The sequence below is a fragment of the Seonamhaeicola sp. ABD4_175 genome, from assembly GCF_056160885.1.
On the sequence record NZ_JBSWYC010000001.1, the window covers coordinates 1,154,844 to 1,166,813 of the forward strand.

Below are 11,970 nucleotides of genomic sequence, written 5' to 3' on the forward strand. Positions count from 1 at the left end.
ATTTTTAAAATGTTTTAATTAATTGTTACTACGGTTCTTCGGTTTTGTGCTCTACCAGCTTCGGTTTCATTATCTGCAATAGGTTCATGCGGCCCTTTTGAAGAGGTTTGAATGTTTTGCTCTAAAATACCATTTTTAACTAAGTAGCCTTTTGCAAAATCGGCACGTTGTTTACCTAAAACCACATTATTATTGGCATCACCAGTATTATCAGTATGCCCAACAACTTGTACTTTTACGCCTAATTTATCAACACAATGCGATATATTGGCAATTTTTTGGCGTTGTTCAGCTGTTAAATTAATAGCTGCTTGCCCTGTTTTAAAATGAAGTACTAATGGGTTTTTTCTAATAGAATCACATGCTTGCTCTAAAGCTTTTAATGCTGAAGTATCAGAAGCATCTAAAGTTAACATACCAAAATTTAAAGGCCCAAAAAGCGTATTGGTTTCATCAGGGTTAATGGTATCATTTAATTTACCAAACGTATCAATTTGTTTAGATGGCACGCCATGTAAAACCAAATAATTTTTAACAGCATTGGCTCTTGCTAAACCTAAATTAGGGTAGGCAGAGTTATTTTCTTCATCACTTTTATAAAAACCAGTGACCTCGACATCTTTAAGCGGATTTTCAATTAAATAATTTTTTAATTTTAAAACACCATCTTCAACATTTTTAGAAACAGGTTCTAAAATAGTATAGTTTGAAGTTTTAAAGTTGAAATTATCGGCAATTTCTAGATTAAAATCGCCATTTTCATCAGAAATAAAGAAAGCATTTTTAGTAGCTTCCTTAGCTTTTGGGGTTTCTACCAACGGCTCTTGGTTTGGTTTTTCTGTAGCAACATTTTTACCACAACATTGGCTGCAGCAAAAGAAATAATACAAAATTGTACCAAGAATAATTGTGAGTAGAATTCCTAAGAGATAGGATGTTTTTTTACTCATTTTAAAAGACTGTTTTTGGTTAATGTTTAAGTGTTTGTAATATAATACTTTACACAATATTTAAGAAACATTAACCCGAAAAAAGTCACATTTAATTTTGCCTTTTTGCTACAAATTAAATTTTATGCCCTGAGCTAAAGGCAATTCTGTAGTGTAATTAATAGTATTTGTTTGGCGGCGCATGTAAACTTTCCAAGCATCTGAACCAGATTCTCTGCCGCCTCCAGTTTCTTTTTCGCCACCAAAAGCGCCACCAATTTCGGCCCCTGAAGTTCCAATGTTTACATTAGCAATTCCGCAGTCGCTACCAGCGTGACTTAAAAAACGTTCTGCTTCACGCAAATTGTTGGTCATAATTGCTGAAGATAATCCTTGAGCAACACCATTTTGTATTTCAATAGCATTCTCAACATCACCTTCATATTTTAGTAAATACAAAATAGGCGCAAAGGTTTCATGTTGTACAATTTCAAAATTGTTTTCAGCTTCGGCAATAGCAGGTTTTACGTAGCAACCGCTTTCATAACCTTCTCCTTTAAGCACTTCGCCTTCAACCAATATTGTGCCACCTTCTTTTTCAACTTTTACTAAAGCATCTTCATACATTTTAACAGCTGCTTTATCAATTAACGGCCCAACATGATTGGTTTCATCTAAAGGATTTCCTATTTTAATTTGTTTGTAAGCATCAACAATAGCTTGTTTTACTTTATTGTAAATACTATTGTGAATAATTAATCTTCGGGTGCTTGTACAACGTTGTCCTGCGGTACCAACAGCACCAAAAACAGCGCCAATAACCGTCATTTTTATATCGGCATCGGGTGTTACAATAATGGCATTATTACCGCCTAATTCTAGTAAGGTTTTGCCTAATCTGCCAGCAACTTCTTTAGCTACAATTTTTCCCATTTTTGTAGAACCTGTTGCAGATATTAATGGAATACGGTCATCTTTCGTCATAAATTGGCCAACTTCATAATTGCCATTTATTAGGCACGAAATGCCTTCGGGTAAATTATTTTCTTTTATAACTTGGGCCATAATATTTTGGCACGCTATACCACAAAGTGGTGTTTTTTCGCTTGGTTTCCAAACGCAAACATCTCCACAAACCCAAGCTAAAGCGGTATTCCAAGACCAAACGGCCACCGGGAAATTAAATGCTGAAATTATACCAACTACCCCAAGCGGATGGTACTGTTCATACATGCGGTGCCCTGGGCGCTCACTGTGCATGGTTAACCCGTGTAATTGGCGCGAAAGACCCACGGCAAAATCACAAATGTCAATCATTTCTTGTACTTCGCCTAAGCCTTCTTGGTAGCTTTTACCCATTTCAAAAGACACCAATTTGCCCAAAGCTTCTTTATTTTCTCTTAGTTTATCACCAAATTGGCGTACAATGTCTCCACGCTGTGGCGCCGGCATTAAACGCCATGTTTTAAAAGCTTTGGTTGCAACAATCATTACGTTTTCGTAATCACTTTTTGAGGTTGTTTTTACACTTGCAATAACTTTTCCATCAACCGGCGAAAAACTTTCTATAATTTCTCCGTTTGAAAAATTTTCTACTCCAGTAGAAGTTCCGTTATTTACAGGTAAAATACCTAAAGTTTGTAATGCTTTGTTTAAACCAAATGCTTTCATTTTTAAATATTTTTTATATTGATTTTTTAATTAATCACTAATTTTTTACGAAAATATCAATAAAAAATATCTTTTAATAATAATTACAAAATTTTTGACCATATAAATTTAAGAACAATTTAACAAAAACATAAAGTCTAACTATTAATTGTAAAGCGTAACTTTATTAACAGGAAACACCGCACAGTTTTTTGTTTGTGTTCATTTAAAATCTTTTTCTCATGTATTTAAAAAAACTATTTATTGCCTTTTTAGCGTTTACAGTAATTATTTCCTGTAAAGAAAAAACTGTTGAAACCGATAATATTTTTAAGTACAGAGATTATATAAGTTACACAACTTCTGGAATAACATCTGTAGCTAAACCCATTCAAATTAATTTAGCTAAACCTGTTGATGGCTGGGAAACCGCCAAAGAAATTAACACAAACATTGTAACTATAAAACCACATGTAGAAGGCAAATTAAGTGTTAGCAACAATAACACACTAATTTTTACACCTGATGAAAATTTAGAACCCTCAACAGAATATACGGTTACGGTAAAATTATCTGAAATTTATAAAAACACCCCTTCAAATTTTAAAAACTACACCTTTCAGTTTAAAACAATTACACCTAGTTTTAATGTGATTACAAACAATTTACAATCGTATACCAAAAACTGGCAGTATTTAGAAGGCGTTATAAAATCGGCCGATGTTATTTCTATTACAAACGCCAAAAAACTAATTACAGCCAAACAAAACGGAAAAAAACTAAATATTGTTTTTAATGAAAGCTATAAAAATAGTGCCGTTTTCGAATTTAAAATTGATAGTATTAACCGTGTTATTGAAGACAGCAACATTGACGTATTATGGAATGGCACAGCTATTAATGCAGACAATAAAGGCGAAAACACCATTCTAATTCCGGGTATAAATAATTTTACGATTACAAAAACCGAAGTATACCAATCACCTGAACAGTATTTGCTTATTAATTTTTCAGACCCATTAAAAAAACAACAAAATTTTGATGGTTTAGTGTCTATTCAAAAAGCAAAAAACCCAAAATATGTGGTTAACGGTAATGTTTTAAAAGTATACCCAAGCACTAAATTAGTTGGTAACATTCGTGTTGATGTGTTTCAAGGTATTAAAAACACCGATGGTTTTAAACTTAAAAAACCATTTTCAGAAACCGTTGCATTTCAATCTTTAAAACCACAAGTGCGCTTGTTAAACAGCGGTAGTATTTTACCAAATTCGCAAGAATTAAAATTCAATTTTGAAGCGGTAAACCTAAGTGCTGTTGATGTTAGAATTATTAAAATTTTTGAAGACAATGTGCTTCAGTTTTTACAAGAAAACAATTTAAACAGCAACAACCAATATAACATTAAAAAAGTGGGGCGCCGCATTGCAAAACAAACCATTCAATTGCAAACAGCTGCAGAAAACACTGGTAAATGGAAAGCTTATAGCATAGATTTATCAAACTATTTTAAAGCCGATGTTGGCGCCATTTACCGTGTTGAAGTTAGCTTTAACAAAAGCTATTCTTTGTATGATTGTGAAGAAAATAACAACACTTTAAATACAGATGAAGACACGTATTACGAAGATGATTTTTATGAAAACGACCAAAATTTAAATGATGAAAACGAAGAAATTCGTGAAGAAAAATACTGGGACAACCTTTTGTACCGCTACAAAAACTACACTTACAATTGGCGTGAAGAAAACAACCCTTGCCACGATGCTTACTATGGCGAAAGCAAAATAGCATCGCAAAATTTAATAGCCTCAAACCTAGGCGTTATTGCCAAACAAGGCACCAATAAATCATACTTTTTTGCGGTTACCAATATTTTAACCACAAAACCTGAAACCAATGCAACGGTAACGCTTTACAATTTTCAGCAACAAAAAATGGAAACAGCCACTACCGATAAGGATGGTTTAGCAGTTATTGATGCTGAAAAACATGCAAGTTTTGCCATAGTTTCAAAAGAAAACAATGTAACCTATGTAAGACTTCATGATGGTAATGCTCTATCTTTAAGTAAGTTTGATGTTTCTGGAAGCAAACTACAACGCGGCTTAAAAGGCTACATTTACGGTGAACGTGGTGTTTGGAGACCTGGCGATACGCTACACCTAGCTTTTATGTTAAATGATAATGCCAATAAATTACCCAAAGGCCACCCGGTAAAGCTAGAAATTACAAATCCAAACGGGAAACTAGTCTATAAAAACGTAACTAGTAATAATCTTAATAATGTATATAAATTTACTGTACCAACTTCAACCGAAGATAAAACGGGTAATTACAATGCCAAAATAGCGGTTGGCGGGGCAACTTTTAACAAAGGCTTAAAAATTGAAACTGTTAAACCAAACCGATTAAAAATTAAAATAGATTTTGATGATGAAGTGCTTTCCGCTAAAAAGCCACTTACAGGAAATTTAGATGTAAAATGGTTACACGGTGCCCCTGGTAAAAACTTAAAAACAGAAGTTAAAGTAAAGTTTAGCGCATCAAATACCGGTTTTAGTAGTTACAAAAACTATGTGTTTAATGACCCAACACGTAATTTTAACACTAAAGAATTTAATGTTTTTGAAGGTAAAGTAAATGCAGAAGGTTTAGCTAACATTAACAAAAAAATAAACATTAAAAAGAAAGCTCCAGGCATGTTAAATGCTCAATTTTTAGTGAGAGCTTTTGAAAACGGCGGCGATTTCTCTATTGATGCATTCACCAAAAAATATGCTCCATATAGTTCATTTGTTGGTTTACGCTCACCTAAAGGAAACGCATATGGCTCATATTTTACAGATGAAAACCAAACCTTTGACGTGGTAGTTGTTAATGCCGAAGGAAACCCCATAAAACGCAACAATTTACAAGTAAAAGTGTATAAAATTGAATGGCGCTGGTGGTGGAACTCATCTTATGATAACTTATCAAGTTATGTGTCTAGCAGCTATCATAAACCGTATTCAACATCTAAAATAAACACAGATTCAAATGGTAAAGCTAGTTTTAATATAAATGTACCAAACCATGACAGAGGCCGCTATTTAATTAGAATTGAAGATCCTGTAAGTGGGCATGCCACTGGCAGAACAGCGTATTTTTACAAAAATTGGTGGCAAAACGCAAGTTCTGGTGACAAGGAAGCGGCTAAAATGCTCATTTTCTCAAGTGATAAAGAAACTTATAATGTTGGTGAAACCGCCAAAGTAACCTTCCAATCTGGTAATGAAGGTCGTGCATTGGTAAGTATTGAAAACGGCACCGAAGTAGTAGATTACCAATGGGTAAAAACACAAAAAGGCGAAACAACCGTAGCAATTCCTGTAACTTCAGAAATGGCTCCTAATGTGTTTATTAACATCTCACTTTTACAACCTCACGCCATAACAGCAAACGATTTACCAATTCGTCTTTACGGCGTAATACCAATGATGGTAGAAAACCCAGAAACTAAATTAGAACCTGAAATTAAAATGCCTGATGTACTGCGTCCAGAGCAAGAATTTAAAGTTTCAGTTTCAGAAAAAAATAAAAAACCCATGACCTACACCATTGCTGTGGTTGAAGAAGGGTTGCTAGATTTAACACGCTTTAAAACACCAAATGCCTGGAACAGCTTTTACGCTCGTGAAGCCTTAGGTGTAAAAACTTGGGATGTTTTTGATGATGTTGTTGGTGCTTACTCTGGCAGCATAGACCAAGTGTTTGCTATTGGTGGAGATGGTAGTGCTGCTGCTGGCAAAAAGAAAAAAGCCAATAGATTTAAACCTGTTGTAAAATACTTTGGTCCCTATAATTTAAAGAAAGGCGAGCAAAAGTTACACACTATTAAAATGCCAAATTACATTGGTTCTGTTAGAACCATGGTGGTGGCAGGAGACCATACAAAAGAGGCCTACGGAAGCACCGATAAAACCGTACAAGTTAAAAAACCTTTAATGGTATTGGCTACGCTTCCGCGAAAATTAAGTCCTGGTGAAAAAGTAATATTACCAGTAACTGTTTTTGCCATGGAACCTAAGGTGAAAAACGTGACTATTAGCCTAAAATTAAGTGATGGCATTACGGTTGAAGGTGCACCTACACAAAGGTTAAATTTTCCAAAACCTGATGAAAAAATGGCGTATTTTACTTTAGATGTAAGCAAAGCAAAAGACATTAATACTGTTGAAGTTATTGCTACCGGCAACGGCGAAACATCAAAATATAAAGTAGAACTTGATGTAGTTAACCCTAATCCGTTTACATCAAAAGCATTAGATAAAACTGTAACAGCCAATGCTCTTGAAGTTATTTCTTTTGAAACCTTTGGCGTTCACGGAACAAATTCTGCCACTGTAGAGTTTTCAACCTTACCGCCAATGGATTTCTCTCGCAGAATGCAATACTTAATTCAATATCCGCACGGGTGTGTAGAGCAAACAACATCAAGCGTATTTCCGCAGTTATTTTTAGGTGATATTTTTGATTTAACGGCAGATAAAAAACAAGATATTCAAGAAAATATTAAAAATGGTATTAAACGCCTTGGGCATTTTCAAAAACCAAATGGTGGATTAAGTTATTGGATTGGTGAAAACAGTACAGACGATTGGGGCACAAGTTACGCTGGCCATTTTATGATTGAAGCTGAAAAGAAAGGCTACGTGTTACCGCTTACTTTTAAAAGTAATTGGATTGCATACCAAAAACAAGCTGCCAGAAATTGGCGCCCTAGCTATAAACGTTACAACTCAGACTTAGCACAAGCTTACCGATTATATACCTTGGCATTGGCTGAAAGCCCAGATTTAGCAGCAATGAATAGGTTACGTGAGTTTTCAGAACTTTCAAACAATGCCAAATGGCGCTTAGCTGCAGCTTATGCTTTGGCAGGACAACAAGAGGCTAGTGATAATATTTCAAAATTTGCCAACATTAATTTCACACCTAATAAATACGATTATTACTCATACGGATCGGTTGATAGAAACAGAGCCATGGCTTTAGAAACTATGGTACTAACCAAAAATTCTAAAATGAGAGAAATTGCTGAAGATATTGCCACAGATTTATCTAGCACCCGTTGGATGAGCACCCAAACTACAGCATATAGCTTATTAGCTATGGCCAAAATGGTAAATACTAATGGCGGAAAAGCTCTTAATTTAAATTATACTATTAACGGAAAAAAACAAACAATTAATACAAAAAATGCTATTGCACAACGTACACTAAAAATTAACAATGGTGCAAATGCATTAACCATAGCCAACAACCAAAACAACGTAATTTATGTGCGTGTTTTAAACACAGGAAAACTACCGTTAGGACAAGAAATTGCTGAGCAACGTGGTTTAAGCATTCATTACAACTACAAAGATTTACAAGGTAATACCATAGATATTACCAACTTAAAACAAGGACAAGATTTTGTAGCTACGGTTAAGATTAATAATCTTAAAAATACTGCAATAAATAATGTGGCGCTTACTCAAATTTTCCCTTCGGGATGGGAAATTGTAAATACCCGGTTTACAGATTTTGGGGCTGCCACCTCTAATGAAGCGCGCTATACAGACATTAGAGACGACCGCGTGAATTTCTATTTTGACTTAAGCAAACATGGAAATTCCAATAGTACCAAAACATTCTCGGTAATGCTAAACGCTGCTTATTTAGGCAACTATTATTTACCAGGAATTCAAGCGGAAGCTATGTATGACAACGACTTTTTAGTGAGAACTAAAGGGCAGTGGATTAATGTAATTAAATAACGTTACTAAAAGCATTAACTGTGTCATTCTGAACTTGTTTTAGAATCTCATCTTACAGATTATTAATCGTTTTGAGAACCTGAAACAAGTTTAGGTTGACACCACTTTTGCTTTCTTTGTAACACAAAAAACTTCAAAAAAAAATGATAAAATATATTTATATAGTGGTACTATTGATGGTATTCAATAGTACCAACGCACAAGAAATTAGATACGTAAACGCCAATAATGGCTTATTTTTAAGAGACAACCCTAGTCAAAACTCTAAACGTTTAGATAAACTCGTTTATGGTACAGAGCTAGAAATAACAGAACGTACCAATTTAAAACTTGATGTTAAAGATAATAACAACGTAATTTCAGGCCAATGGGTAAAAGTAACTTGTAAAGACGATATTCATAACAACAGAACTGGTTATGTGTTTAACGGTTTTTTATCTGAAAGTAAAATAAACAAGCGCTTTAGTGTTGGTTTTGAAGATTTTACCTTGGAATTTGATAATGTAAAAGCTGAAATTCTTGGTAATAATCAACTATCAACACACACAAGTAAAACCATTGACGCCATTATTGAAATGGGCGAAACGGTTGAAGGTAAAACGTTGCGTATTAGGCATCATTCAAAATACAAAAGCATAAAAGTGTTTCAACGTCATGAAAACAGTATAACTATTCAGGCTGAAGGTCCGCATTGCGATTTAGTAGATTGGAAACACTATTACTCTGCTTGGGAGCCTTTAAAAACAAAAGAAACAGGTGTTTTTGAAACCATAACATACAACAATAAGGCCCAAAACAAGTTTATAAAAGTTGATGTTTCATCATTTAAAAACGCTGTAAAAGAGCACTGTGGCGAGGTTTGGTACAATATGATTAAAAACGACAAAAACATTAATAAAGGTGCAGCTGTAATTGGTATTAGTAAAATATATTTTAAAGTGATTTTTACTACTATGTATGATGAAACTATTGAAAAAGTGATTGCTTTTGATGTGCCAATGGGATGTTAATAATTTAACGTTATACTAAAGAAAAATGACTGAAGCAATCTTAATTAATGAGGTTTCTTCGTTTCATTCACAATAAAAAAACATATAAATTGAATAAAATACTAGGCTACATAAAAAAACGAAAGATTAGATTTTCTATTCTATTTATACTTTTAGTAGCCTATTATTTTTGTTTACCCAAACAGCTTTTTAAAACACCAACATCAACAATAATAACAAGCTCAAACAACACACTTATTGGAGCTAAAATAGCCAGTGATGGTCAGTGGCGCTTTCCGCATAATGATAGTATACCAAAAAAATTTAAAACCTGCATCATTCAGTTTGAAGATGAATATTTTTATAAACACCCCGGTTTTAACCCTATTTCTATTTTTAAAGCGTTAAAAAACAACCTAAAATCTGGCACCATAAAACGTGGTGGCAGCACCATTACACAACAAGTTATACGTTTATCTAGACAAGGTAAACCAAGAACTTATTTTGAAAAATTAAAAGAACTCATTTTAGCCTCACGTTTAGAATTAAGAACCTCAAAAGAAAAAATTTTAAGCTACTACGCAAGTAATGCGCCCTTTGGCGGTAATGTTGTTGGTTTAAATGCTGCATCGTGGCGGTATTTTAACCGAAGCCCTCATAATTTATCTTGGGCAGAACATGCTACTTTGGCAGTTTTACCCAATGCGCCAAGTTTAATTTATCCGGGTAAAAACGAAATATATTTACGAAACAAACGCGATAGATTGCTTAATAAACTACTTCAAAATAATATTATAGATACGCTAACTTACAATCTATCTATTGCTGAAGATTTACCTCAAAAACCTTATCCGCTGCCTCAAATAGCGCCGCACGTTTTACAAAAATTATCTAAAACGCATCCAGGTGAAGCCTTAAAAACCACTATTAATGTTTCACTTCAAAAACAAGTAAACGCTATTGTAAAACAACATCATTCAGTATTAAGTCAAAATGAAATTCATAATGCGGCTGTTTTGGTTTTAAACGTAAAAACAAGACAAGTTTTGGCTTATGTTGGCAATACACCAACCAACAAATCACACCAAAAAGATGTTGATGTAATTGATAAACCAAGAAGCACAGGCAGTATTTTAAAACCATTTTTATACGCTGCCATGTTAGATGCCGGCGATATGTTACCAAACACTTTGGTGGCCGATGTACCTAGCCAGTTTGGTAGCTACAACCCAGAGAATTTCAATAAAACTTATGCCGGTGCAATTCCGGCAAGTAAAGCGCTATCGCAATCTTTAAACGTACCATCGGTTAGAATGCTACAAGAATTTGGCTTAAACAGGTTTTATCATTATTTAAAACAGCTACATTTAAAAAACCTAACACAAAGTGCCAATTACTATGGCTTATCTTTAATTCTTGGTGGTGCAGAAAGTAACCTTTGGGATTTATGTAAAAGTTACGCTGCCATGTCTTCAACCTTAAATCATTTTACAGAAACTTCAAGTGAATATTATACTAATGAATTTTGTGAACCTGTTTTACTGGCTTCTGAAAATGTTAACTTTGGAAAACTACAAACTGAAAAAACCGTGTTTGATGCGGCTTCAATTTATTTAACTTTTGAAAGTTTAAAACACGTTAACAGACCTGAAGGTGATGAAAATTGGGAGTTTTTTGATGACTCTAAACAAATTGCTTGGAAAACCGGTACTAGTTTTGGTTTTAGAGATGCTTGGGCTATTGGCACCACAAAAGATTATGTTGTAGGTGTTTGGGCTGGAAATGCCGATGGTGAAGGACGCCCAGGATTGGTTGGTGTACAAACCGCTGCTCCAATACTTTTTGAAGTTTTCGACTTGTTACCTAAAAGCAAATGGTTTGCAAAACCTTTTGATGAAATGCAAAAAGTAAGCATTTGCAAACAAAGCGGGCATAGAGCATCACCTAACTGTAATCATACTGAAGAAACATATATTCAAGTAAGCGGATTAAAAACCAAAGCCTGCCCATATCATAAACTAATTCATCTAGATAATTCTGGAATATTTCAGGTAAATACTTCTTGTGAAAACGTAAGTAATATAAAACACACCTCGTGGTTTGTATTGCCTCCTTTAATGGCGTATTACTACAAAACAAATAATCCGTTTTATAAACCATTGCCTCCTTTTAGAAGTGATTGTTTGAGCAACAGCGCTATTTCTATGGAATTTATTTACCCTAAAAACAACACCACTATTTATTTACCTAAAAATTTTAATGGCGCTACTAACCAGTTTATTTTAAAAGTAGCGCATTCAAAACCCGAAACCAAACTCTTTTGGTATATAGATAATGCGTTTATAGGCAGTACCAAAAACATTCATGAAATAGCTGTACTACCAAAACAAGGAGAGCATACTTTAACTGTTGTAGATGAATTTGGAAATGAAGCTAAAGCTAAAATTCAAATTCAATAATAAAAGCTCTAAATATTTTCATAATGTGTTCATTACCAAACATATTATCGATGAAATACATAAAAAATAAATTTTCATTAACTAAAGATCATATTTCCCAATAAAAAATTTGTTTTTTAAAACTTTTTACTAAATTTAT

5 protein-coding genes are annotated in these 11,970 nt (G+C 33.9%); 3 read left to right on the forward strand and 2 right to left on the reverse strand.

Annotated elements, in window-relative coordinates:
- Positions 1-14 precede the first annotated feature (14 nt).
- Both ACXAG4_RS04680 and amaB read right to left on the reverse strand, forming a co-directional pair.
- Complete coding sequence (locus ACXAG4_RS04680) at positions 15-950, reverse strand: OmpA family protein (protein WP_475294910.1); 936 nt, start codon at positions 948-950, stop codon at positions 15-17.
- A gap of 108 nt (positions 951-1,058) precedes the next feature.
- Positions 1,059-2,600: an L-piperidine-6-carboxylate dehydrogenase gene (gene amaB, locus ACXAG4_RS04685; RefSeq protein WP_475294911.1), complete on the reverse strand. Its 1,542-nt coding sequence runs from the start codon at positions 2,598-2,600 to the stop codon at positions 1,059-1,061.
- A 221-nt stretch (positions 2,601-2,821) separates the two neighbouring features.
- On the opposite strand from amaB, the gene ACXAG4_RS04690 reads away from it, so the two are divergent.
- The 3 genes from ACXAG4_RS04690 (at position 2,822) to pbpC (ending at position 11,831) form a co-directional block, all read left to right on the forward strand.
- On the forward strand, positions 2,822-8,383 hold the full coding sequence (locus ACXAG4_RS04690) for an MG2 domain-containing protein (RefSeq protein WP_475294912.1): 5,562 nt from the start codon (positions 2,822-2,824) through the stop codon (positions 8,381-8,383).
- Between the two features lie 143 nt (positions 8,384-8,526).
- Complete coding sequence (locus tag ACXAG4_RS04695; RefSeq protein ID WP_475294913.1) at positions 8,527-9,393, forward strand: SH3 domain-containing protein; 867 nt, start codon at positions 8,527-8,529, stop codon at positions 9,391-9,393.
- A 47-nt stretch (positions 9,394-9,440) separates the two neighbouring features.
- Positions 9,441-11,831 (forward strand): penicillin-binding protein 1C, encoded by a 2,391-nt coding sequence (gene pbpC, locus ACXAG4_RS04700; protein ID WP_475294914.1) that lies wholly within the window; start codon positions 9,441-9,443, stop codon positions 11,829-11,831.
- The last annotated feature ends 139 nt before the right edge of the window (positions 11,832-11,970 follow it).

Coding starts and splice junctions, on each gene's coding strand:
- amaB (WP_475294911.1), bottom strand. CDS start 2,600: ATGAAAGCATTTGGTTTAAACAAAGCATTACAAACTTTAGGTATTTTA.
- ACXAG4_RS04690 (WP_475294912.1), top strand. CDS start 2,822: ATGTATTTAAAAAAACTATTTATTGCCTTTTTAGCGTTTACAGTAATT.
- ACXAG4_RS04695 (WP_475294913.1), top strand. CDS start 8,527: ATGATAAAATATATTTATATAGTGGTACTATTGATGGTATTCAATAGT.
- ACXAG4_RS04680 (WP_475294910.1), bottom strand. CDS start 950: ATGAGTAAAAAAACATCCTATCTCTTAGGAATTCTACTCACAATTATT.
- pbpC (WP_475294914.1), top strand. CDS start 9,441: ATGAGGTTTCTTCGTTTCATTCACAATAAAAAAACATATAAATTGAAT.